The organism is Acinetobacter sp. V102_4 (genome assembly GCF_031799005.1).
GTDB classification, from domain to species: domain Bacteria; phylum Pseudomonadota; class Gammaproteobacteria; order Pseudomonadales; family Moraxellaceae; genus Acinetobacter; species Acinetobacter calcoaceticus.
Genome location: NZ_JAVQNR010000038.1, coordinates 346866 through 370826, shown reverse-complemented (window position 1 = coordinate 370826; position 23961 = coordinate 346866). Strand labels below are relative to the sequence as shown.

Sequence of the window (23961 nt, the reverse complement as noted above, 5' to 3'; positions counted from 1 at the left end):
TATCAAAATCGAACAAGTTATTTGTAGAATATTCACTTATTGATATATGATGATCCAATATTTAGAAACTGATTCAAAACATAATTCTATTGTTCAGCGAGCAAGATCAAGGAAGAAATTAGGCTGAATTCAGGCTTCTAAACCCTTATATATCTGGAAATTACTTCCAGCCAAATATTGCATTTGACCCAATGGTTGGGAATGCCTCATTCTTTTGAAGAGTAGGCATTTCCTATTTTAGGATGTATCTATGAAAAAATTATTTAGTGTCCTGTTCAGCGCATCTGTACTTACACTGACTGCATGTAATAAACAACCTGCACAAACTGAAAATACAGCACCAGCTAATGACAAAACTGAGTCAGTACGCACAATTAAACTTGTTTCAACAGGTTCAGACACTGACGTATGGAAATATGTTGCAACGCTTCCTGAGACTAAAGAAGCGGGCATTAAACTGGAAGTGACCAACCTGACTGACTACGTTGTGTTGAACACATCTGTAGCAAGTGGCGAACAAGACGTAAATGCGTTCCAGTCATTTAACTATTTAGCGGCTTATAACGCTTCAAATACAGCTAAAGTTGCTGCTGTTGCGACAACTTACTTGGAACCAATGGGCCTTTATGCAAATAAAGTTAAAACTGTTGATGAGTTCCCACAAGGCGCTACAATCGCGATTCCTAACGATACTGCTAACGAAGCGCGTGCATTAACATTATTACAGTCTGCTAAACTCATTAAACTTAAACCAGACTTTGACCCTGTAAAAGGGACAACGAATGACATCGCTGAAAACCCTAAAGGTTTAAAATTAAAACCAATTCAAATGACAACAGCAGTTCGTGTTAAAAACGATGTAGATGCAATTGTATTGGGTAATACATTGGCACTTGAAGGTGGCTTAAACGTACTGAAAGATTCTATCTTCCGTGAACCTATTGACCAGTCTACAAAGCTTTATGTGAACCTATTAGGTGTGGCTGAAGCGAATAAAAATGACCCGATCTATACGAAGTTAGGTGAACTTTACCACTTACCTAAAGTACAAAAGTTTGTGAGCGAAAAATTTGCTGGCACAAAAGTTGAAGTCAACAAACCTGTTTCTGAGTTTACAGACATCAAATAAGTAGTTTTTTAATTAAAAATTATTTTAAAGCTAAGCCTCGGTAATCGGGGCTTAGCTTTTGTTTATTTAGAGCTTTTTTATTTATTAGTTTAAGAATATTATTCTCTAGAAAAATAAATTGCTAACATAAGTATAAGAGTAATAAAAAATCCCACGCCTACGCTGATAGTTACTAGTTCTAAATTAAATATCTCTTTCCATAAGCCATGTGCTCCCCAATCACCATCTATTCCTCGATTATTAGATTTACGGCCATAGGTAGCTGCTACACCAAAACCTAAAGTGGAAAACAAGAAACAAGCTAAAGAAAGTTTTAGGGGGTTAAACTTTAAAAATAAAGGCATTAATACTGTTGCAATAATAGTCACAACAACGGCGGTGATGATATGCTTCCAGTTATCCATAACTTCTCATTAAATTTTATTGTTTATAGCGTGTAGGAGAGAACACTCTCCTATATATCGTTATATTTTATCTTGTACCAGTGACGGAATATATAACAGATGGCTGGATAAAAAAATCTAGGGTATAGAAATAGGAGTATATTTTCCTATAGGAAAATTCCATTTTGTTAAATAAGTAGTATAGCTACACCAGTCCTCATAGCTAGATAATTTTACTTCTAATCCCATTCCATCTTTCTCACATCGATATACAGCCCAAGCCATATTTCTAGATTTATCAACTTTTAAGTCAACCAGCTTTGCTTCACTAAAACAGTTTTTTAAAGGAATCTCTAAAAGTCCATTTCCTGATTGATCGGGATGAAATAAATTGAGTTTTTTAGCTTCTAATAATTTTTCTTTTAGTTCAGGGTAACGAATTACTGAGTAATTGGTAGGAAAGCAATTTCTTCCTGGTCCACCGTTCGGTGATTTTTTCATTCTTTCCCCCCAATTGATAACAAATTCTTTTGGAGATATCTCAGATTCTTTTTTATTAATGAAATAAATAGCTGTAAGTGCTACAAGTACACTACTCGATACTAATAAGATTATCTTCACCTACTTTGACCTTGTCTTTATAATTTAAAATTTTCCTGAAATACAAATACAGGTTATATGAAATATGGCTTAGCTTTTGTTTATTTAGAGCTTTCGAAGTTCTAATAGTCCTTATAAAACAGGGCCTCTCATGTATTCTTTATCATATAATGAATAGAGTTTATAACTTTATATATTTAATAAAATATTATGAAAAATTTAGATGGTTTACTTAACCGAATTCAAGCAGAGACATTGAGTTTAGTTACTCATAGAGATGGAGCTACTGTATACAAAGCACAAACTACTCAAGGAGAGGTCTTTGTAAAGGCGTATACACGAAAAGTAGATAATGACAGATATTGTGAAATATTGAATGAGCTTAAGGCATTTTCCCTAGCCCCAGAGTTATTAAATAAATTTGAATGGGGAAATTATTTTATTGTTGTAATGAGTACTTTAGAAGGGCAGCCAGTAAACAGTATTTTAAAAAATTGCTCGAGAACAGAAAAGTTATTATTGCTAAAATCCGCAGGATCATCTCTAGGAAGTTTTCATCGAGAGATTAATTCTTGTCGTTTACTTGAGATGAATTTCTGGAAGGGACGAGATAATTCTTCTGAATATCCAACTTTATGGAGCGAACATCTAAAATTAATGACATCAAAGTGGATGTCCCGTATTAATCCATCTAAAGCTGACTATCAAGAATTTAGTTATGAGTTGAATGTATTGCTTTCATATTGCAAAGATTTACGAGAACCAAAGCAGTTGAGTCTTTTGCATTGTGACTATATTGGTCGGAACCTTCTTGCAACTAGCAGTAATAAAATCTCTGGTGTTTTAGATTTTGAGGCTGCTCGTATTGGAGATGCGGTTTATGATCTAGCGAAGATGGTCTGGGTAGATATAGATTTCTCTGATTTAGAATTAAGAAATTCATTTCTACGAGGTTGGGAAATGACTTATGGAGAAGAAGTTCCTCAAAGGGAATTTTTATGCTATGTCGGTATTCAATGTCTTGCAGCAATAGCATGGACAGATAAAAATAAGCTTATGGACGGTAATACTATATTTAGGGCTTCAGCCGTTAAGACATTAAAAATAGTACTAGAAGAGTTACAGATGTAGTTTTAGTAAATTTTTAGTTTCATTAATAAATATTGCTGATGATTGGTAAGTAATCTTACTTTTATTTAATACATATTATTTTGTTTTTAGAAAAACACCTATCTAATAAATCACTATAGAGCTTAACCTATTGTCTCTTTATCTGAAAAATTTCTACGTCTTAAATTTTTGCCATACAATCAAAAATCACAATAAAATTAAGGTGAAATAATGAAAAAAAATATATTGATTTTTAGCTTATTAATTATCAGTGTACAGAGCTGGGCCGAGTGTAAAATTGGTGATCTAGAGATTGATCCAAGTGCTTCGCAAACACCAGAAGGGACACCAAATCCAAGCAACTATATAACAATAACTGGGCAGAAAGTGTTAACTAAGGCTTTGGCTAATATAAACATAGGAACACTTATAAAAACTAAATCTGATACCAATATTGCTCAGTCTAATGTGATTGCTCTTGAATATATTTTCAAGAAACCAATAAATCTAAATTCAAATGAACTAGCTTCAGGATTTATCACGGGAACAAGTAATTATGACGGTATTGTTTTTGCCGCACCAAGTTTTGGAAGTGCGTATGGTTCACAGCAAAATTTATTTATGAGTTCTATTTCTGGAAATATAACCCCAACTCAGACACAAAATGAAGTCTTAGCAAATGAAACAGTGAGAGTTGGGGTTTATTACAATCAAATCAGCAAGAAAATTGGCTATATTGTAAATGGAGTCGATAGAGGATACACATGGAGTTATACAACTCCATTAAGCAAAATGAAATTTGCTATTGCAATTGAAGAAGGATTTTATGCTTCCAACTCAAGTGCTTTAGGTAAAGAAATATCATATGAAATAGTATCTGATTATTCAAAACTACAATTTACCTATCCAACAGGCACTACAGATATTTGTGGAACACCTCTTTAAAAATAAATTATATATCAAATAGGCTGTTTCACTACTTTAGTGAGACAGTTTTAATAGTCTATTGAGTAATCTATTTCTAAATTCTTATTTACTAATAGTGAAAGGTTATTCCTTTAAAATCATTTTTAAAGTTATTTATAAAAGTAGTACAAGCATTTATTAATTCTGAATATGTTACATAAATATTGTTTTGATTTTTATTGAACCAGGCAGAGTTAATTCTCCATAAATTATCTTTATCTTCTTCAAAAGTGAGAATATTTTTTTCCTCAAACTCCATGGAGGTATAGGAAAAATTTGACTTTTCATCTCTATCAAGCCATTGTTTTAAGTGAATGGCAAATTCCAGTAATAGCAGATTCTCTTCATTGAAGATAATTTTATTTTTAACTTTAATTATCAAAGTACCTTCAATTTCTGATGAAACAATAGGATCTATGATAGAGCTTTGTGGACTATGCGTGATTACGTAGGAAATTTCCATATTGCCTTTCTTTAATTTTATATAGTAGATATCTTAATAAATACTTTATTCTAAAGTTATTTTGTTTAATTCAGTTTTGAGCCAATTAAAAAAATTAATAAAATCTGTTTCAGATTGAAAGTAAATATTTGCTTCATCTGTGAAGATCTTCCAATCTAATAAATCATCATTTATTAGCTTTGAAATTTCATCAATACATATAGGAATTTCATCAGGATTTTTTTGAAAATAATTTAAAATATCTTGGTTGCTTTCAAGAATATCTAAATATCCCAGAAAAAATCCTATTAGATATCCATATTTATCAAAATATGTGGACATATATTTCCTCTTATTAGACTTAGAAAAAATGAAAATTTCCTAAAATACACAATACAGCTTATATGAAATTTACCAGCTTAATAAGTAAAAAACTTAGTATTTCTAATCGGCTGATTAACTAAATTGTATCTAAACTGCTGCATCAATTCTTTTAAAATTGGCTGAGGCTGCTGTAGTTACATCATCAAAAGCTGTAAAAATAGGTTTATAAATTATTTAGTGTTGAATTAAATATGTTATACGATGAAAAGCTCTTAATGTATCCTTATAAAATTCTAGAAATTTGAGTAAATTTATGTGGGACACGGTCATTTCTATTTCTATTTTTGATCATTGGCTTTCAGAAGTAGAAGCTGATCAATCGAATATCATTTGCTATGACATATCATTGAAAAATAATAGTCTAGATGAATATTTAAGTGGGGAGGAAAAATTCTTAAACTTTTACTATCAACTTTTTGATGAGTATTCTTTTAAAGATAATAAAAAAATAGATTTTGATGAATATAAAACCACCATTATACAAAGTCTAAGAGAGCAGCAGTTGATGGATATTTATGTTCAAAATCGAAAAATAAGGTTACAAGGTGGATTTGATAGGACTGATCAGCTCTTTTTAGCTAATAGATCTTTGATCCCAGATATTATGAAAAAACTAGAAATAAGTAAATTACACGTTTTAGAGATAATGAGTTATGAAGATCATTTAAAATTAATGTAATGCAGCTTATACAAAATCTTTCTAGCTTAAAACAGCTTGTAATCAATAGGCTTTTTTAATTTATAGTCATTTAAATAATGGTGTAACTCCAGAGATAGAACAGGTACTAAATGATTTAGAGCTTGAATTGGAAAATTATTAGAAAGATACGATATAGCCTCCTTAAGTGAGGCTAATTTCTAAGAGCAGTTATTCTATGAAAGAAGCTCACATTGTAATGAAAGCCAATTTTTAAGATCCTTCAAGAAAGTAGGCCATATCTCATCTAATTCTAATTTAGATATACCTTCTGAAGCCAAATATAACTCATCATCATAATAATTTATAAAATTGTATAGATCTTCATCTTCAGCAAATCTAGATATCTTTATTAATATTGCAAATAAATTAGAAATGAATTCTATTGAATATCCGATAGAGGGCGTTATCTCTGTATATTTTTTTAATATTTCATAAAGAATTTTTTTCTTAAGAGTAGGTTCTACATTAGTTTCAGCAATACTAATATTATTACAATAATCTAAGATTTCCTCATCTTTAGAGAAAAAACAAATGTCTAAAGCTAATAGATCTGCTGGGTTTTTGTCTAATTTATCTATAGCCCATTTTTGAATGTCTTGAGCAGATTTTAAGTTTAATGTTAACTCCAGTTTGAGCTGAAACTTCTCTGCATCATTCATTTCATATTATTCACTTCACTTAGAATTAATAGAATATACCTTATACAAAGAGTCTGTCATAGGGCGGCAGTTTTCTCTATATCCCTTTTATATATTCTAATCGTACCCACCTAAACTAATATATCTATGTAAATTTCAATCCCTTTATAAACCCCACTTTAACAATACCTCACTCATTATTTATCCTTACTTTTTAATGATCTAATTTAAAACAAATGTCATTTTGTGTGCTTGACTGCAAAAGGGCGGAGCACTATCCTTTGCCTGCTGGCCTACATTGCCAGTCGGTTGTCGCAGACCGTACTCAAGTGCATCGAAAAAATTCGTTTTTTTGATGTAGACCCGTTCGTCTCCCTTTTGTTGCGGTAGGACGGAAGGGGGACACCTTCGGGTGTGCTGGGTCTTGAGCCAGTCTGCGAACCCCTTTTCGTTCTGCCACCATAATTCCTATTCATGTCTGGCGGAACTCCCAATAAAAAGGAGTTGGCTTTGCACATTCTTAATTTCTTGGCAGCCTTTGCCAAAGTCTATATCGACACGACTTAAACTTTAAAAGCAGTTTGATGGCCATTGCGCTTTTCAGGCTTTAAATCGTCACGACCAAAAAACTTAATCAACAATAAAACTTGAGATGTGCCACGCACAGTCTTTACGGCTTTGCTATGCCTTTTTTCTCCCAAAAAAGTATCTCGTTTATCTACAACAATAATTTTATAACGGTAAAACTATGCGACATTTAGTGATCTCCCCACGTGCCATACAAGTCGTAAATAAATCGATTAATCTGTTTCACAACCACGGATTTCATACTGTTGGGATCGACAGAATCGTGAAAGATTCTCAAATTCCAAAAGCGACTTTTTATCATTATTTTCACTCTAAAGAGTGGTTTATCGAAATCTGTTTAACTGTGCAAAAAGAACGCTTAAAAGAAAAAGTAGTATCAATTGCTGACTACGACCAAGGTGCAGGTATGATGGATAAAATCAAAGCACTTTATCTTTTACATACCGATTTAGAAGGGTTGTACTATCTATTATTTAAAGCCATTTTTGAAACGAAACTGACCTATCCCAAAGCCTATCAAATCGCAGTGAGGTATAGAACGTGGCTACTGAATGAAATCTATAGCCAACTTATAAAACTAAAAACCGATGTTTCCTTTCAGGATGCCAAACTATTTTTATATATGATTGAAGGCGCGATTATTCAGCTTTTAAGCTCGGGTCAAGTAGGGGATAGAGAGATGATATTAGAATGTTTTTTGAAGCAGTTTAAATTTAGCGAGCCTATGTAATCTCTACACATTTTTAAAGAGAATCAAGTCTGAAAAAGCCCTCAGATGAGGGCCTTATATATTGCTTTTCTAGCTGAGCGATTCTTTGAGAAATCCTTCTTGGCCAAATAGCTTTTCTCGAAATTCGGCTTCGAGGCGCTCTGTTTGCATGTGTAAAGGATCAAAACTTTCTTCTCTGACATCAAGCATATCGACAAATGCTTTAGATAAAATTCCTAAGCGATTGATTCCGCCAAATCCTAAATAAATACCATCTTTCAACTGTTTTAAGGTGAATCTAATATCTTTTCTTTTCAAAATTTTTATCCAATATTCAAACATAATTGGCATGATAAGTTTTGAAACTCTCGCTAAAGCTGCTTTTCTGTTTTTGCTAGAATTTCCTCCTATCGCATTTAATACATCAAATGCGACCGATTTATGTTCAAGTTCTTCGAGTGCATGCCACTCCCAAAGATTTCTGCTCTCTTGCGTGGTTTTTTGTTTAATTAACTGGTCTGTGAGTAATAGGCGAGCGAGTGTAGCTGTATAGTGTTCCATTACTACTGTCGCCGCGACTTGTTCGACTGTTGAAAGTTTACGTAATTTATCCAATCGTGCTTTGGTTTTGGCCTCAATCTCTATCACTTCAGGATAATTAGAATGGATGAGATGATTGTTCAGTGTTTTATGTTCACGGCTATGAAAGGCTTCTTGAGCAATAAAGGCTCTGATATCTTCTAAAAGTTTTTCATCCTTAATTTGATTTCGAACATTTCTGATACTTTCAATAAAGAACATTTCACCTGGGGGAAACATAGCTGAAAGTACAACGAATAAAGACGTAACGACAGGATTTTCTTCATAATAAAAAGAGTAACTTTTATTCGCATCGTAAGAAAGTTCAACATTACGACGAACAATTTTTTGATTTGTAGCGAGAGCTGTATTCATTTTTTTAACTCATCTTTAAAAAACAATTGATCAAATTTTGATTTCAACTAGAATTTATCAATGAATTTATACGGAAAAAAGACGGATTTTTTGAAGGATAAAAAACAATGGTAACTATAAGAAAACCAAAACAAAATAGAGCTAAAAACACATTTGAATCTATAGTAAGTGCAGGATTTATATCTGTTATAAAAAACGGCTTGGACCATACCACTGTACTTAAAGTGTGTGAGATAGCAGGCGTAGGATCGGGAAGTTTTTATGAGTATTTCAAAAATAAAGAAGCACTTTTTATTGAGATGCAGCAGCACTTTATTATGGAAATATCAAAAGTCATTTATGAGGTAATTCCAGAAATTTTGGATTTAGAGATCCCTGAAGCAATCAGAAGAATTTTTTTAAAAATCGGTGAATTTTTGGCGAAGGATAATAATAAATATTTTTATTGGCTCAGTGTTTCTTCTAAATATAGTACTGAAGCAAGTCATGTAAAAGCTGTAAAAGCGATTAATGTATTGGCGATTGAATATGCCATGAAGCATCCTGAAGTATTAAAAATCAAAAACTTAAAAATGATGGTTTATATTTTGATTCATTCAAGTATTGCCTTAACGATGAACTTTTTTGCTTCACAAAATATGGGTTTTACTTTTGAAGAGTTAGTTGACTGCTTAATTAATCTTACGATGTCATACATCGAGAATGATAGGAATAAGGTGGTTTAATTTTCTGTTCGCAAATTTATGATTTTAGTCCCTAAATGCTTGCCAAATTAAAGGCTTCCAACTATTCATATTAAAATTAAGAAATAGTATGGAAGCCTAAAATCTGACTAAAAACTTAGAATGTATTTTTAATAATTACATCATCAAAAGGAAGTTTACCCACACGTGGGTAAGGCTCGGAAGCTGATTTACCAACTGCAATCATTAAACACACCACGTGATCTTCAGGTAAGTTAATGAGTTTCGCCATCGCATCAAAGTCAAAACCATCCATTGGGCAACTGTCTAAACCATGCTCTTGAGCAAGCAACATTAAAGTTTGAGCAAAAATACCCGCACTACGCATCACTTCGTCACGTTGAGTTTGTGGGCGGTCACGGTAATATTGATCAATCGCACCTACCATAATATTTTGAACTTCCGGAGAAGCCCCATCCCACACACGTTTAGCATCAGCTTCCCACGAGCTTACTTTCGCGCATAACACAATCAGTAATGATGCTTCAGTAACTTGTGGCTGGTCCCATGCAATCGTGCGAATCTTTTGTCTTAACTCAGCATCTTCAATCACAACAGGGCGCCAGTGTTGCAAGTTAAACGCACTTGGAGCATTTGCTAAAACTTCTTGTAATAACTGCTTTTTGTTATCGTCAGAAAGTTGAAATGTAGGGTCAAAGCGTTTAACTGCACGGCGGTTACGGATGGCATCAATAACATTCATAAGATTTTCCTACTTGAGAATTGGGTAGCAGTATTAGTTAGTTTTATAACGTTGGGCTACATCAGCCGAAGAAAAGTTTGGTAGTAATGTGATACGTGATTTTTCAAAATTATTCCATTGATTTTCGTCTTTTAGCACAGGAATTGTGATCGTTTCTTTACGGTCAAAACCAATCAGAGCTGCATCGACCAAATCATTGACATCCATTAATGGTGGAACTTGGCTTAAGTCGATGCCTGAACGTTCCCAAATTTCGGTTTTAGTTGCAGAAGGCAATACCGCTTGAACATGCACGCCATGATCTTTTAACTCTAAATGTAAGCCTTGGCTAAAAAATTGGATGAAAGATTTACTTGCGCCATAAATGGTCGAACCAAATTCAGGAGCTAATCCAAGCACTGAACCTAAATTAATAATAGCGCCTTTACCTTTGCGTAGAAGAGGTTGCGAAATTGCATGAGACAACCGAACAACCGCAGTCATATTTAAAGTAATGAGTTTTTCAATGTCTTTAATATCTTGAGTCAAAAAGTTTCCGTTCAGTGCAATACCTGCGTTATTTACTAAAATTTCAATATCAGCATCATTTTTGAGTACATCTTCAATTTTACTGATGTCTTGATCTTTTGATAGATCGGCTTGAATGAACTCGACTTGAACACCGTATTTTTCTTGAAGGTCTTTTGAGATTTTATCTAAGCGGTTGGTGTCTCGTGCAACCAAGATTAAGTTATGGCCACGTTGAGCAAATCGGTCTGCATAGACAGAACCAATTCCTGACGAAGCTCCTGTAATAAGTACTTTTGATTGAACTGACATGTGATGTCTCCACGCTTTAATTTTAGATGATGAGTATAATCTAAAATATACAAGTTTTGATGTCAATCATAATCAATGTATAATTATGAGCGGTAGGGTGAATAAAAAGTGAGTAGGCCAACATGAAAGTCAGTAAAACTCAGGTAAAAGAAAACCGAGAAAAAATTGTTGAAAAGGCGACTCAACTCTTTCGTAACAAAGGCTATGACGGAGTTGGCATTGCCGAATTAATGTCTAGCGCAGGCTTTACTCACGGCGGCTTTTATAAACATTTCACTTCGAAAACAGACCTTGTCTCGATTACCGTTAAGCACGGGCTTGAGCAGATTTTAAAAAGAATAGAAGGTTTAAACTTAACTCAATTTATTCAGCTTTATGTGTCTCGCACTCATCGAGATAACCGAGATTTGGGTTGTACCTTAACAGCATTATCTTGTGATGCTGCACGACAGCCAGACGAAGTAAAAGTCGAATTTGAAGAGGGTATTGAGCAACTTATTCAGTTCATTATGAATGAACGAGCAAAACAAGTTTCTTTGGAAGCGCCAGAGTTGAGAAAGCAAGCTATTAATATTCTTGCTCAATCTGTAGGGGCAATTGCCTTGTCTCGCGCCTGCCCAGACCAATCCATGCTTAGCGATGAAATATTGGAAAGCTGTAAAGAGAGCCTTTTAAAATTAGCCGATTAAGCTTTTTTATCTTTCAAGCTGGTTTGGCTAAACTGAATTAATCTCGCAATATCGATTGTTCTTTCGAAAATGAGTTCTGCTGCTTGTTCGCAGGCTTGTTCTAATGTGATTGGACCATTTGTTAGTGAAAAAGCAGCCGTAACACCGTGCTCATAAAGCGCTTGGTAGCCTTCGCCTAAAGTACCTGCAATCACAATAACAGGTACATTTTTCATTTTCGCGACTCGACTCACACCAAAAACTGTTTTGCCATTTAAAGTCTGTCGGTCAAATTTGCCTTCACCTGTAATGACCCAATCTGCATTGGAAATTTTACTGGCAAGTTGGTTAAGTTCAGCCACAACTTCAACCCCAGCTTTAAACTCTGCATTTAAATAACTTTTTGCTGCAAAGCCTAAACCTCCAGCCGCGCCAGAGCCAGCTTCATCTCTTTTATCGAAACCCAGAAGTTGGGCAGAGACATCGGCAAAATGGGCAAGGGCCTGATCAAGTAATTGTACTTGAGCAGGGGTAGCACCTTTTTGTGGGCCAAAAATATAAGATGCACCGTTTGGACCGCAAAGTGGATTGGTGACGTCGGCAGCCAACAAAAAACGTGTCTGCTGAATACGCGGGTCGAAATGCGTTAAATCAATTTTTGACAATGTTTTTAAAGCGAGGCCACCAGCGGATAAAACGTGTTGGTTCGAGTCTAATAAACGTGCACCTAATGCAGTTAATAAACCAGTGCCGCCATCGTTAGTTGCACTACCACCTACTGTTAAAATGATGTCTTTTGCACCTGCGTCTAAAGCATCTAAAATGAGCTGACCTGTTCCAAAAGTTGTGCTTTGACAGGCATCACGTTCTGAAGGTGGAACTAACTGTATGCCGCTGGCTTGTGCCATTTCAATCATCGCTATTTTTTGTTTTTCTAACCATCCCCATTTTGCTTGAACAGGTTTACCTAAGGGGCCAATTACGGTTTTTTCACGCCATTCACCTTTGCAGACTTCTAACACCGCTTCAAGTGTGCCTTCACCCCCATCTGCCATAGGGCATAGAATTGTTTCGGCTTTAGGAAAAACCTCTTGCCATCCTCGAGCAATTGCCTGAGCTACACACAAAGCAGATAGACTGTCTTTAAAAGAATCTGGCGCAATCACAACCTTCATACGTTCTCTAAATATTGCTTCTTTTCAACTAATTTATACTGCTTAAAGCAAAAAAGCCTAGATAATTTGTTTTATGGTCAAGATACTTTGATTTTGCTGTATTACCTGATAGTCAAATTAAGTGGAAATTTACATTTCTATTTTTTTCTAATTTTAAGCTAAGCAGAAGTTTTATACTTTATTATCAGACTTCGGTAGGTCGGAGTGTGTCCCAATGTCTTGGTTGCAGTCTCTAAAAGATTGGGCAAAACATCTAAAAAAACAAATTATTATGCTGTGGTTTGCATCGAAGCACCCGCAAATGCCGTGGTTACCAAAAATTATTGCTGTTGTGGCGGTAGCTTATGCTTTTAGTCCCATTGATTTAATTCCAGATTTTATTCCTATTTTGGGTTTGCTTGATGAAGCTTTAATTTTACCCATACTCATTTGGTTAGCTGTTCGCTTTACACCCAAACACGTCATTTTAGATGCAGAACAACAAGCTGAAGAATGGCTTGAACAACAAGAACGTCGTCCTCAAAATTATTTGGTCGCTGTGTTGATTATTCTAGTTTGGATAACATTGGCTGTGCTGGCTTATTTCTATTTTAGCGGTGGTTTATAAGTTCTAAAGGTTCAAGATATAGAGTACTAATTTAAAGGCATTAACATTGTACTTTGCTACAACTCAAAGGATAATAACGTTTTTATAAGCTATGAGTTGCAGACAATGAAAATCGTCGCAGATGAAAATTTGGCATTTACCGATTACTTTTTTTCAGAGTTTGGCGATATTCAACACCATGCAGGGCGTACCTTAACTCATGCAGATGTAAAAGATGCTCAAGCTTTACTGGTTCGCTCGGTAACAGCAGTTAACGATAGTTTAATTCGAGACACTTCAATAAAATATGTAGGTAGTGCCACAATTGGTACCGATCATTTAGATATTCCAGCTTTAGAAAAACAAGGAATTACATGGGCAAATGCGGCAGGTTGTAATGCCCAAGCAGTTGCTGAATATATAATTACTGCTTTACTGTATTTAGATGCTAACCTTTTAGAACAACAAGAAAAATTTACCCTAGGCATTGTTGGGCTTGGAAACGTCGGTAAACGTTTAGCATATATGGCTCAGTTGCTTGGCTGGCATGTGATTGGCTTTGACCCATATGTACAGTTAGATTCAATTGAAAATGTAAGCTTAGAAACGCTCTTGCGACAAGCGAATGCAATTTCAATTCATGTGCCTTTAACCAAAAATGGTGAGCATGCGACGTATCATCTTTTTGATGAGCAAGCGTTTGCAGCACTTCAACCTAATACAATTTTAATTAATAGTGCGCGTGGTCCAGTCGTTAAAGAAGCGGCTTTAATCGAAGATATTCAGCGTACAAAACGTAAAGTTGTGCTCGATGTATTTGAGCATGAGCCAGTCATTTCAGAAGAGCTTCTTGATATGTTGGCTTTGGCCACACCGCATATTGCTGGTTATAGCCTTGAAGGGAAGGCTCGCGGTACACAAATGATTTACGAAGCATTTTGTCAAAAATTTGGGTTCAATATAAATAAGCGTTTCGAGACACAATTGCCTGCGTGCGAAGATTATTTTTCAGGTAATGATTTAAAGGCTGTGTTAAAGCAAAAATTAACTCAAATTTATGACATTGCACAAGATGACGCCAACATACGTGCTTGTATTAAAGACGGCAAGGTTGAGCAAAAAGCATTTGATTTATTACGTAAGAACTATCCGCTGCGTCGCGAGTGGGCAGCACATGGAGGGCCGCAGGCATGAGTTTAAGTTATCAACCTACTTGTTCAATTGATGCCTTAAAAGCTCGTGCCAAGCTCTACACCCAAATCCGCCAGTTTTTTGCAGAACGTGGCGTCATGGAAGTTGAAACACCGATTGTTTCACAAGCAGGTGTCACCGATGTGCATTTAGCGTCTGTTCAAGCTTTGCGTCATATCAATGGCAAATTGCAAACTCAATATTTACAGACTTCGCCTGAGTTTGCCATGAAGCGATTATTGGCAAGTGGTAGTGGGCCGATTTACCAGATTTGTAAGGTTTTTCGAGACGATGAACACGGGCGTAAACACAATAGTGAATTTACGATGCTTGAATGGTACCGCCCGAGTTTTGATCTAAAAGCTTTAATGCATGAAACCGCCGATTTATTGCAAAGCTGTTTGCAGCATCGTTTTGGTGAAGTTCGTCCGTTTATTCTAAGTTATAAACATGCCTTTCAGGACCGTTTAGACATTAACCCATTACAAGCAACTTTGAAGCAACTCAAAGATACGGCAAATCGTGTGGGATTAAACCTTGATTTGGGCGACGACCGTTTAGCTTATATCGATTTGTTATTCTCGCATTTTGTTGAACCAAGTTTGGGGTTTGATGCACCTGTCTTTTTAACTGACTTTCCACCAGAAATGGCATCTTTGGCAAAGGTAAAACTCGATGAAGATGGGGAAGAGGTTGCTGCCCGTTTTGAGGTTTATATTGAAGGTCTAGAACTTGCCAATGCTTACGATGAATTGCTCGATGCAGACGTGTTACGTTCACGCTTTGAAGCAGATAATGCAGAACGGGCTAAGCAAGGGCTTCATGTCATGCCTTTAGATGAACAGCTATTAGCTGCTTTACCTCATATGCCGGAATGTTCGGGAATTGCTTTAGGTATAGACCGCCTATTAATGGTTGCAATAGATCAGGTCAAAATTGAAAAAGTCATTACATTCCCAGCAGATATTGCTTAAAAACTAACAAATAAAAAAGCCACAATATTGTGGCTTTTTTATTTAGAGCTTATTCAATTTAAGCTTGTTGAATACCTGCAACAACCCAGTCTTGTTGAGAGCCAGCAGGCTTAACAAAGTGCCAGATTTCAGTAAATGGTTGTGGCAAGCTATTTAAATCTTCACTCACATTACCTGTGAAGCGTACGCTCACAACGTATTGACCATTTTCAGTCGCACTGTCTACAACCATCGCATTAAGATTGCTAAATTCAGCAACGTCTTGATCTTGGTTTTCCATGATGTCGTTATACATAGAAGTATAAAGTTCTGGTGTTAAGTAACGGCGAATTTCTTCAATGTTACTTGCAGTATTCATCGATTGGATGTGATTAAAACGTTGACGTGCAATACGCAAGAACGCAGCTGGTTCACTACCGTCTGGAAGTTGGTTGCCATTGCTGGTTGTTACACCGCCAAAAGGAGCTTGGGTTGCAGCGCCACCAGCCACAGACTGACCAAAGATGTTTGTATTATCTCCAGCATTACGTGGTGTCGCTTGTGGTGCAGCCGAACGGCCAAATGGGTTTTGACCGCCGTTGTTTGGTGCGTAAGGATTATTACCCGCTAATTTTTTTTTTGCGCCCAATTTGCGGAAAACAAAAAAGGCTAAAGCTGCTGCAAGTAATACCCAAAGCCAGCCAGGAATTCCGCCTTTCTTCTCTTCTTGTGCTTGAGCAGCTTGGTCTGTAGCTTGATGTTCAGTTGATGTTGGTTTGTCATCAGCTAAAGCATTTGCTGCAACAGCACCTACGGCAGCACCAGCCACACCAGCTGCAACCATTGAACCAACGCCTGGACCAGATCTTTGAGGTGCAGTAGCAGGTTGTTGAGCAGGAGTCACTTGACGAGGTTGTTGATAAGACTGGCTTGAAGTAGTCGAGCGTGCCATACCGTGGCTTTTACCACCACCTGCACGTTTAGCTTCAGCAAGAGGCGAAATTGCTAAAGCAGCCATTAAAATACCGGTAATCAAGCCACGCTGGTGTACTTCCATAGGAAATTCCTGTTTAAAATTAAATTGTAATAGTATTTATGAAGGTATTTGCGCTAAATTTCAACTATAAAAGTATGTTTTTTTATGTCAATTCATCACTAAGTTGCATTGCTTCGGTCAATGCTTCATGCAGGCGGGCAACCGCAATGACTTGTACGCCTGGAATTGCTTTTTGCGGCGCATTACCTCTTGGTAAAATGACATATTTAAAGCCATGTTTTGCAGCTTCTTTTAAACGTTCTTGACCATTAGGGACTGGACGAATTTCACCAGAAAGACCAACTTCGCCAAAAACTGCAAGCTGCTGAGGCAAAGCTTTAGTACGTAAACTTGAGGCGCATGCTAACAAAACTGCTAAATCAGAACCTGTTTCGGTAATTTTTAAGCCACCCACAATATTGACATAGACGTCTTGCCCCGTGGTTTGGACACCGCCATGACGATGCATTACAGCAAGGAGCATGTTTAAACGATTTTGTTCAAGACCTAATGCCACACGTCGTGGTTGTCCCTGAGCATCGTCAACTAAAGCTTGTACTTCGACCAAAAGAGGACGAGTCCCTTCACGGCTAATCATGACAATTGAACCGGGGATCGCTTCATCATAACGACTCAAGAAAATGGCAGAAGGGTTAGCAACTTCACGTAACCCTTTATCTGTCATGGCAAATACACCCAGTTCATTGACCGCACCAAAACGATTTTTAACAGCACGAATCATTCGATAACGTGAGTCGGATTGACCTTCAAAGTAAAGTACACAATCCACCATGTGCTCTAAAACACGAGGGCCAGCAAGTGCACCTTCTTTGGTCACATGACCAACAAGAAATAGCGCCGTGCCACTATTTTTTGCATAGCGTGTAAGTAATGCAGCAGATTCACGAATTTGAGAAACACCACCTGGTGCCGATTGAAGTGTTTCGGTGTAAAGGGTCTGAATAGAATCTAAAATAGCTACCGCAGGCTTTTCTTGTTCTAAAACCTCACAAATTCGTTCTACACAGGTTTCGGCCATGGCTTTTAATTTGTCAGTAGGCAAATCAAGACGTTGAGCACGAAGAGCAACCTGAGATAAAGATTCTTCACCCGTAATATAAAGTGCAGAGCTTTTCTCGCTTGCCATGTGAGTCGCGGTTTGTAACAGAATGGTCGATTTACCAATACCGGGGTCACCGCCGATCAGTACAACTGAACCGGTAACTAAGCCTCCGCCAAGTACACGATCAAATTCGCTAATCCCTGTCTGTAAGCGGGTTTCATGGGAAACTGAGACTTTATTGAGTGTTGTAATATTGGCGGCTTGGCCTGCATAGCCCCCAGTTTTGGGACGTGCTCGGTGCACAGTGGTTGGTTCAACTCTGACTTCACTAAGACAATTCCATTCACCACACTCTGAACATTGACCTGCCCATTTAAGGTGGTCGGCACCACATTGTTCGCAACGGTAAACAGTTTTGACTTTGCTCATATTCGACTTCAGTTAAAAAACTTCTTAATCAATAGTAGAAATAGAGTATAGCAAAACCAAAATAGAGAATCAGTTTTGAAGTGGAATACATTTTGCTTAATTTAAAACAACGAAAATATCAGGTCATTGTCATGTGTTAAATAAATTGAAAGATTAAGGTCGAGAAGGGGTGTTTTTAATAAACAGATGAATGACTGAAATGAAATTGAATATTAGAAAAACGGTCAATTGAGTCGTCTTTTTAATTTAAAAATCAGACAAGTTCAAGTCATGTTTTTAGACCGTAAAGTGCGTTGTATTGCTATGGGCTTGTGCGTATTATCAGATTTAATTGTATGTAGCTTGAAATCATCAGCAATACAGATAAAAATCGGTTAGCTGAAAAATTATCAAAAAATATACATTTAAAAGATACCTGCAAATGGTGCGATATCGTCTTTTTGATTTTAGCTAACGGACTAAAAAAAATTACTGGAGTGTATTGATAAGATGTCGAATCAAAATCTGAGTGAGTCTCATGAACAAGGTGAGCTCCATCGTAGCCTCTCAAATCGGCATTTACAGCTGATCGCGATTGGCGGTGCAATTGGTACGGGATTGTTTATGGGATCGGGCAAAACAATTAGTCTTGCTGGCCCATCAATCTTATTCATTTACCTGATCATTGGTGTGATGGTGTTTTTTGTCATGCGTGCGCTTGGCGAACTACTTCTTTCAAATTTGGCCTACAAATCATTTATTGATTTCACAACAGATTTAATTGGCCCATGGGCAGGTTATTTTGTAGGCTGGACGTATTGGCTATGCTGGATCACAATTGGTATTGCCGATCTGTCTGCAATTATCTATTACTTACAATTCTTTAATAATGGTCTACCTTTCTCGCCTGTCGAAGGTGCCATGATCAGTGTTGCGGCCATCGTATTCATTATGGGTTTGAACTTGTTAACAGTTCGCTTGTTTGGTGAATTGGAGTTTTGGTTTGCGCTTATTAAGATCCTTGCAATTATCATTTTAATTGCTGTGGGTTTATGGATGATCTTTACGGGCTTTACTTCTACTACTGGTGAAGTGGCATCCTTTACTCATTTGTGGGCAAATGGTGGTTTCTTCCCAACAGGGGTGCATGGTTTCTTAGCAGGCTTCCAGATTGCGATTTTTGCTTTCGTTGGTGTAGAGCTGGTTGGAACAACGGCTGCGGAAACTAAAGATCCTGAACGTAATTTGCCTAAAGCAATTAACTCAATTCCAATTCGTATCATTATTTTCTATGTGTTCGCATTAATTATTGTAATGTCAGTAACACCATGGAATCGAATTGATCCAGCCATCAGTCCATTTGTAAATTTGTTTAGTCAAGCAGGTGTTGCAGCAGCAGCAATCTTGATGAACTTAGTCGTATTGTCATCAGTGATGTCATCAATGAACAGTGGCGTGTTTTCAACAAGTCGTATGTTATTTGGTCTATCACGTGAAGACCAAGGACCTAAAGCTTTTGGTAAATTGAACAAACGTGCAGTACCTGCAAATGCATTGTATTTCTCTGCTGCGTGTTTATTGTTAGGTGCGGCTTTACAGTATTTTGTTCCAAATACCGTTGAGGCGTTTACGCTTGCAACAACACTTTCAACGATTCTGTTCATTTGTGTGTGGTTGTTAATTATCTGGAGTTACATCCGCTATTACACTACGCGCCCTGAACTACATGCCAAATCAACATTTAAATTACCGGGTGGTTTATTTACATGTTGGATCACCATTATTTTCTTTGTTGGCATGATTTATGTGTTGTCTTTAGAGCCTGACACATTTAAGGCGCTTAAGGTAAGTCCAATCTGGTTTATTATCTTGCTCATTGGTTATTTCTTCTTCTATAAACCACGCAATAAAAAATAATTAAACTTATTTGGTTATGACTAAACGCCGGCTGAAAAGCTGGCGTTTTTTATGCATATTGTTTTTCTCTTTAAGTTTACTCTTTAGCCGCTTGCATGATCACGGTATACTGCATCGAATTGTTTAAATCAGGTGCTCAGATGCGTCGTGTCATTTGCCTCATCAGTTTATTGAGCAGCAGTGTTTTGCTTAGTGCTTGTGGTCAGTCAGGAGTATTACAACTACCTTCTGATCCAAATTATGACAAACGTGCAAAATACTTGCTCTATCGTAATAAAGAACCAAAACAAGTTGTGCAAAACGATGAAAAGGCTGATCAGTCAGTTGAATCATCATCAGCTCCAACCCAAACAACATCACCTTAAGCTTTGAAATAAGGACACATTCATGAGTTTCACCCGCATTAATGGAGTATTGCACGCAGAGCAATGTTCTCTGGAGCAGCTTGCGCAGCAATTTGGCACACCGTTGTATGTTTATTCAAAAACAGCTTTTGAAAAACATTATCTAGATATGGATCGTGCTTTTGACTTTATTGATCATCAAATCTGTTTTGCGGTGAAATCTAACTCAAATTTAGCTGTTCTTAATGTATTGGCAAAACTTGGTGCGGGTTTTGATATTGTATCTGGTGGTGAGCTTGCACGTGTTTTAAAAGCGGGTGGGGATGCATCTAAAATTGTTTTTTCGGGTTTAGGCAAAACTGAAGTTGATATTGAAACATCATTAAATGCGGGTATTGCCTGCTTTAATGTAGAGTCATACGCAGAACTAGACCGTCTTCAAAAAGTTGCGGCTCGTTTGGGTAAGAAAGCTCCGATTTCTTTACGTGTAAATCCTGATGTAGATGCAAAAACACATCCTTATATTTCAACAGGTCTTAAAGAAAATAAATTTGGTATTCCAAGTGATACCGTTTATGAAACCTATCAATATGCTGCGTCTTTACCCAATCTTGAAATTATTGGGATTGACTGCCATATCGGTTCGCAATTAACCGAGACTAAGCCATTTGTTGATGCTTTAGATCGTGTCATGTTGATGATTGATGAATTAAAAAAACTTGGCATCAATCTTAAACATATTGATATTGGCGGTGGTTTAGGTGTTTGTTATAAAGATGAGACACCACCAAGTGTTGAAGAATATGCAAATTCAATGAAACCTGCTTTAGAAAAATTAGGTCTTAAGGTTTATATGGAGCCGGGCCGTAGCATTAGCGCAAATGCCGGTGTGCTTTTAACAAAAGTTGATTTGCTCAAGCCAACAAGCCACCGTAACTTTGCCATTATTGATGCTGCAATGAACGATTTGATTCGCCCTGCATTATATGAAGCATGGATGGATATCCAATCTGTGGTACCAAGTTCAGATACTGAAGAAAAAACTTGGGATCTTGTTGGTGCAATCTGTGAGACAGGTGACTTTATTGGTAAAGACCGCTCATTGGCTTTAAAAGAAAATGACTTGTTAGCTGTTCTCGGTGCTGGTGCTTATGGTTTTGTAATGAGCTCAAATTACAACACACGTGGACGTGCCGCTGAAGTAATGGTATCAGGCGATAAAGCTCATTTGATTCGTGAGCGTGAAACAGTTGAATCCCTTTGGGAAAAAGAACGTTTATTGCCTGAGGAGTAAATGAGATGTTATTAGAATTTACTAAAATGCATGGCTTAGGCAATGACTTTATGGTGGTTGATCTGATTAGCCAGCGTGCTTATTTAGATACAGAAACAATTCAACGCTTAGCTGACCGTCATTTTGGGATTGGTTTTGATCAGCTTTTAATTGTTGAACCACCAGATTTACCAGAAGCAGATTTTAAATATCGTATTTTTAATGCTGATGGTTCTGAAGTTGAACAGTGTGGTAACGGTGTCCGTTGTTTTGCTCGTTTTGTACATGAGCGTCATTTAACGAGCAAAACCAATATTACTGTTCAAACCAAAGCCGGTATTGTAAAGCCAGAACTGGGGCAAAATGGTTGGGTACGCGTGAATATGGGTTACCCGAAATTTTTACCAAATGAAATTCCATTTGTTGCTGAACAACCGGAAGCTTTATATACACTTGAGTTAGCCAATGACCAAAACATTAGTATTGATGTGGTCAATATGGGCAATCCTCATGCCGTAACGATTGTTCCTGATGTACTCACAGCAGATGTTGCTGGTATTGGTCCACAAGTTGAGTCACATAAACGTTTTCCTGAGCGTGTTAATGCTGGTTTTATGCAAGTAATTGATGAAAACCATGTGCGCCTTCGTGTATTTGAACGTGGTGTAGGTGAAACACTTGCATGTGGTACAGGTGCTTGCGCTGCTGCGGTAAGTGGCATGCGCCGTGGCTTACTTGCTAATTCTGTAGAAGTTGAATTGGCTGGCGGTAAGCTACAAATCGAATGGCAAGAAGGCGATGTGGTTTGGATGACTGGTCCAACAACCCATGTGTATGATGGGCGTTTGGATTTACGTTATTTCCAAGGCTAAATTAGATTTGTCTTAGGGGAGAGGACTTAAAATAAGGCCTTTCCCCTTTATTTTATAAGAATAAATATTGAGGAAAAATGCAAAATAGAATTAAAGGAGCAATTTATGGTTTGCTGATTGGTGATGCAGTCGGTGTACCTTATGAATTTCATTCAGCGTCACAGCTCCCTCCTTATTCGCATATTGATATGATTCCACCTAAAAATTTTAGGCGAACTTATCCCGATATTCCAATTGGAACATGGTCAGATGATGGAGCCCAGGCACTGTGCTTATTAGCATCACTATTGTATTGTCAAAAACTCGATAGTATCGATTTTGCTAACCGTCTTCGCAATTGGTACCGTTATGGTTATATGGCGGTTGATTATCAAGTGTTTGATATTGGTGTACAAACTGCTCAGGCATTAAAGCGTTATGAAGCTGGGGTATCTGTAGAAGAGATAGCGAATACAGATGAACATTCGAATGGTAATGGAGCGTTGATGCGTACATTACCTTTGACATTATGGCATAGGGGATCAGATCAGCAATTAGTTGAGTTAGCCTATCAGCAGTCCCATTTGACCCATGCTCATCTCCGATCAAAAATTTGTTGTGCATTATATTGCTTATGGGCAAAATATTTATTGAAAGGACAATCAGTTAATAATGCTTGGAAATCTAGTATTTCAATACTGATGCAACTTTATAAAAATAGTGTTAATGAACAACAAGAACTCGATAATATTCTTGATTCAACACATGAGAAAAAAATATCAGGCAGTGGTTACGTAGTAGATTGTTTACATTCAGCCCGTTTTGCTCTGCAAAAAGATAGTTATCAAGACGTCATTAAAACAGCTATTGCTTTAGGACAAGATACTGATACAACCGCTTGTGTTGCAGGAGGATTGGCAGGAATTGTGTTTGGATATGAAGGGATTCCTGAAATATGGTTACAGCATTTAAGAGGGAAAGAAATGCTTGAACCATTATTAAAACAATTAGAAGAAGCATGACATGAATTTAATTTTCTTACCCGGTGCTTCAGGAAGTATTAGTTTTTGGCAACCATTAATTGAAAAACTACCTCAGCAGTATCATACAAAAATTATTGGTTATCCTGGCTTTGGAGATACACCAGAATCTGTAGAGGTCAAAAATTTTAAAGACTTAACAAACCATGTTCTTAATCAAATTAATGATGAGTCTGTAATTATTGCTCAATCTATGGGTGGGATTTTTGCTGTTGCCGCAGCATTGCAAAAACCTCAACTGGTGAAAGGGCTGGTTTTGATTGCAACTTCTGGTGGAATTAACCTTGAAAGATTTAATGTGCAAGACTGGCGAGAAGCATACCGCCAAGCATTTTTAAAATATCCAGATTGGTTTGTTACTAATAATGCTAACTACGAAGAGTTTTTATTAGATATAAACATTGAAACTTTATTAATCTGGGGCGATAACGATCCAGTGAGCCCCATTCAGGTAGGTCAATATTTAAATCAAAAATTTGAAAATTCGTCGTTATATGTTGTGAAAGGTGGGGACCATCAATTAGCAGAAAAATATGCCGATGAAGTTGCAATCCAAATAAAACACTATTTAAAAAAGCTGAAGTAACT

At 36.8% G+C, this 23961-nt stretch carries 27 protein-coding genes; 16 read left to right on the top strand and 11 right to left on the bottom strand.

The window, feature by feature from the left end; translation table 11 throughout:
* The first annotated feature begins 250 nt into the window (after window positions 1–250).
* The gene (locus tag RMB13_RS11405; RefSeq protein ID WP_005038764.1) at window positions 251–1129 is read left to right on the top strand and encodes a MetQ/NlpA family ABC transporter substrate-binding protein; all 879 of its coding nucleotides are present in this window, start codon (window positions 251–253) and stop codon (window positions 1127–1129) included.
* Between the two features lie 98 nt (window positions 1130–1227).
* On the opposite strand, the gene RMB13_RS11400 is transcribed toward RMB13_RS11405, so the two are convergent.
* Window positions 1228–1533 (bottom strand): hypothetical protein, encoded by a 306-nt coding sequence (locus RMB13_RS11400; RefSeq protein ID WP_311085294.1) that lies wholly within the window; start codon window positions 1531–1533, stop codon window positions 1228–1230.
* A 117-nt stretch (window positions 1534–1650) separates the two neighbouring features.
* A complete protein-coding gene (locus tag RMB13_RS11395; RefSeq protein ID WP_311085293.1) occupies window positions 1651–2133 on the bottom strand; it encodes a hypothetical protein in 483 nt (160 codons plus the stop codon).
* A gap of 189 nt (window positions 2134–2322) precedes the next feature.
* Here RMB13_RS11395 and RMB13_RS11390 point away from each other — a divergent pair, with 189 nt between their 5' ends.
* Together RMB13_RS11390 and RMB13_RS11385 are read left to right on the top strand one after the other, a co-directional pair.
* Window positions 2323–3243 (top strand): aminoglycoside phosphotransferase family protein, encoded by a 921-nt coding sequence (locus RMB13_RS11390; protein WP_311085292.1) that lies wholly within the window; start codon window positions 2323–2325, stop codon window positions 3241–3243.
* A gap of 210 nt (window positions 3244–3453) precedes the next feature.
* Window positions 3454–4167: a DUF4882 family protein gene (locus tag RMB13_RS11385; protein WP_311085291.1), complete on the top strand. Its 714-nt coding sequence runs from the start codon at window positions 3454–3456 to the stop codon at window positions 4165–4167.
* Between the two features lie 91 nt (window positions 4168–4258).
* Here RMB13_RS11385 and RMB13_RS11380 read toward each other — a convergent pair whose 3' ends face one another.
* Window positions 4259–4651: a hypothetical protein gene (locus RMB13_RS11380; protein WP_231764719.1), complete on the bottom strand. Its 393-nt coding sequence runs from the start codon at window positions 4649–4651 to the stop codon at window positions 4259–4261.
* Between the two features lie 45 nt (window positions 4652–4696).
* Entirely contained in the window at window positions 4697–4972 is a 276-nt protein-coding gene (locus RMB13_RS11375; RefSeq protein ID WP_311085290.1) for a hypothetical protein, read from the bottom strand.
* Between the two features lie 295 nt (window positions 4973–5267).
* On the opposite strand from RMB13_RS11375, the gene RMB13_RS11370 reads away from it, so the two are divergent.
* Entirely contained in the window at window positions 5268–5693 is a 426-nt protein-coding gene (locus RMB13_RS11370) for a hypothetical protein (RefSeq protein WP_311085289.1), read from the top strand.
* A gap of 194 nt (window positions 5694–5887) precedes the next feature.
* Here the strand turns inward: RMB13_RS11370 and RMB13_RS11365 are convergent, their stop codons facing one another.
* The gene (locus RMB13_RS11365; protein ID WP_080027634.1) at window positions 5888–6373 is read right to left on the bottom strand and encodes a hypothetical protein; all 486 of its coding nucleotides are present in this window, start codon (window positions 6371–6373) and stop codon (window positions 5888–5890) included.
* Window positions 6374–7100: 727 nt separating this feature from the next.
* Here RMB13_RS11365 and RMB13_RS11360 point away from each other — a divergent pair.
* Window positions 7101–7670, top strand: coding sequence for a TetR/AcrR family transcriptional regulator (locus tag RMB13_RS11360; RefSeq protein WP_311085288.1), 570 nt, complete (start codon window positions 7101–7103; stop codon window positions 7668–7670).
* Between the two features lie 69 nt (window positions 7671–7739).
* Here RMB13_RS11360 and RMB13_RS11355 read toward each other — a convergent pair whose 3' ends face one another.
* Window positions 7740–8603 (bottom strand): metal-dependent hydrolase, encoded by an 864-nt coding sequence (locus tag RMB13_RS11355; RefSeq protein WP_311085287.1) that lies wholly within the window; start codon window positions 8601–8603, stop codon window positions 7740–7742.
* Window positions 8604–8710: 107 nt separating this feature from the next.
* On the opposite strand from RMB13_RS11355, the gene RMB13_RS11350 reads away from it, so the two are divergent.
* Window positions 8711–9328: a TetR/AcrR family transcriptional regulator gene (locus tag RMB13_RS11350; protein ID WP_311085286.1), complete on the top strand. Its 618-nt coding sequence runs from the start codon at window positions 8711–8713 to the stop codon at window positions 9326–9328.
* Between the two features lie 115 nt (window positions 9329–9443).
* Here RMB13_RS11350 and RMB13_RS11345 read toward each other — a convergent pair whose 3' ends face one another.
* Both RMB13_RS11345 and RMB13_RS11340 read right to left on the bottom strand, forming a co-directional pair.
* Entirely contained in the window at window positions 9444–10049 is a 606-nt protein-coding gene (locus tag RMB13_RS11345; protein WP_017391802.1) for a nitroreductase family protein, read from the bottom strand.
* Window positions 10050–10082: 33 nt separating this feature from the next.
* Complete coding sequence (locus RMB13_RS11340; RefSeq protein WP_056481576.1) at window positions 10083–10868, bottom strand: SDR family oxidoreductase; 786 nt, start codon at window positions 10866–10868, stop codon at window positions 10083–10085.
* A 122-nt stretch (window positions 10869–10990) separates the two neighbouring features.
* Between RMB13_RS11340 and RMB13_RS11335 the strand changes: the two genes are divergently transcribed.
* Complete coding sequence (locus tag RMB13_RS11335) at window positions 10991–11557, top strand: TetR/AcrR family transcriptional regulator (protein ID WP_231764727.1); 567 nt, start codon at window positions 10991–10993, stop codon at window positions 11555–11557.
* Here RMB13_RS11335 and RMB13_RS11330 read toward each other — a convergent pair.
* Entirely contained in the window at window positions 11554–12711 is a 1158-nt protein-coding gene (locus tag RMB13_RS11330; RefSeq protein ID WP_311085285.1) for a glycerate kinase, read from the bottom strand. The two genes, RMB13_RS11335 and RMB13_RS11330, sit on opposite strands and share 4 nt — an antisense overlap.
* Window positions 12712–12925: 214 nt before the next feature.
* On the opposite strand from RMB13_RS11330, the gene RMB13_RS11325 reads away from it, so the two are divergent.
* The 3 genes from RMB13_RS11325 to epmA all read left to right on the top strand — a co-directional run bounded on the left by RMB13_RS11325 (window position 12926) and on the right by epmA (window position 15462).
* Window positions 12926–13318 carry a YkvA family protein gene (locus RMB13_RS11325; RefSeq protein WP_080027627.1) on the top strand — a complete coding sequence of 131 codons (393 nt, stop codon included), beginning with the start codon at window positions 12926–12928 and terminating at the stop codon, window positions 13316–13318.
* A gap of 105 nt (window positions 13319–13423) precedes the next feature.
* Window positions 13424–14491, top strand: coding sequence for a 4-phosphoerythronate dehydrogenase (locus tag RMB13_RS11320; RefSeq protein WP_311085284.1), 1068 nt, complete (start codon window positions 13424–13426; stop codon window positions 14489–14491).
* Complete coding sequence (epmA, locus tag RMB13_RS11315) at window positions 14488–15462, top strand: EF-P lysine aminoacylase EpmA (RefSeq protein ID WP_311085283.1); 975 nt, start codon at window positions 14488–14490, stop codon at window positions 15460–15462. Before RMB13_RS11320 ends, epmA begins: the two co-directional genes overlap by 4 nt.
* A gap of 58 nt (window positions 15463–15520) precedes the next feature.
* Here epmA and RMB13_RS11310 read toward each other — a convergent pair whose 3' ends face one another.
* Entirely contained in the window at window positions 15521–16498 is a 978-nt protein-coding gene (locus RMB13_RS11310; protein ID WP_311085282.1) for a Tim44-like domain-containing protein, read from the bottom strand.
* Window positions 16499–16580: 82 nt separating this feature from the next.
* The gene (radA, locus tag RMB13_RS11305; protein WP_311085281.1) at window positions 16581–17969 is read right to left on the bottom strand and encodes a DNA repair protein RadA; all 1389 of its coding nucleotides are present in this window, start codon (window positions 17967–17969) and stop codon (window positions 16581–16583) included.
* 489 nt (window positions 17970–18458) lie between these two features.
* On the opposite strand from radA, the gene RMB13_RS11300 reads away from it, so the two are divergent.
* The 6 genes from RMB13_RS11300 (at window position 18459) to RMB13_RS11275 (ending at window position 23959) form a co-directional block, all read left to right on the top strand.
* On the top strand, window positions 18459–19865 hold the full coding sequence (locus RMB13_RS11300) for an amino acid permease (RefSeq protein ID WP_004643801.1): 1407 nt from the start codon (window positions 18459–18461) through the stop codon (window positions 19863–19865).
* Window positions 19866–20005: 140 nt separating this feature from the next.
* The gene (gene lptM / locus RMB13_RS11295; RefSeq protein WP_004643800.1) at window positions 20006–20230 is read left to right on the top strand and encodes an LPS translocon maturation chaperone LptM; all 225 of its coding nucleotides are present in this window, start codon (window positions 20006–20008) and stop codon (window positions 20228–20230) included.
* 22 nt (window positions 20231–20252) lie between these two features.
* Window positions 20253–21503 (top strand): diaminopimelate decarboxylase, encoded by a 1251-nt coding sequence (gene lysA, locus RMB13_RS11290; protein WP_311085280.1) that lies wholly within the window; start codon window positions 20253–20255, stop codon window positions 21501–21503.
* Window positions 21504–21508: 5 nt separating this feature from the next.
* Entirely contained in the window at window positions 21509–22354 is an 846-nt protein-coding gene (dapF, locus tag RMB13_RS11285) for a diaminopimelate epimerase (RefSeq protein ID WP_003650169.1), read from the top strand.
* Between the two features lie 77 nt (window positions 22355–22431).
* Entirely contained in the window at window positions 22432–23355 is a 924-nt protein-coding gene (locus tag RMB13_RS11280) for an ADP-ribosylglycohydrolase family protein (protein ID WP_311085279.1), read from the top strand.
* 1 nt (window position 23356) lies between these two features.
* Window positions 23357–23959: an alpha/beta fold hydrolase gene (locus RMB13_RS11275; protein WP_311085278.1), complete on the top strand. Its 603-nt coding sequence runs from the start codon at window positions 23357–23359 to the stop codon at window positions 23957–23959.
* Window positions 23960–23961 lie beyond the last annotated feature (2 nt).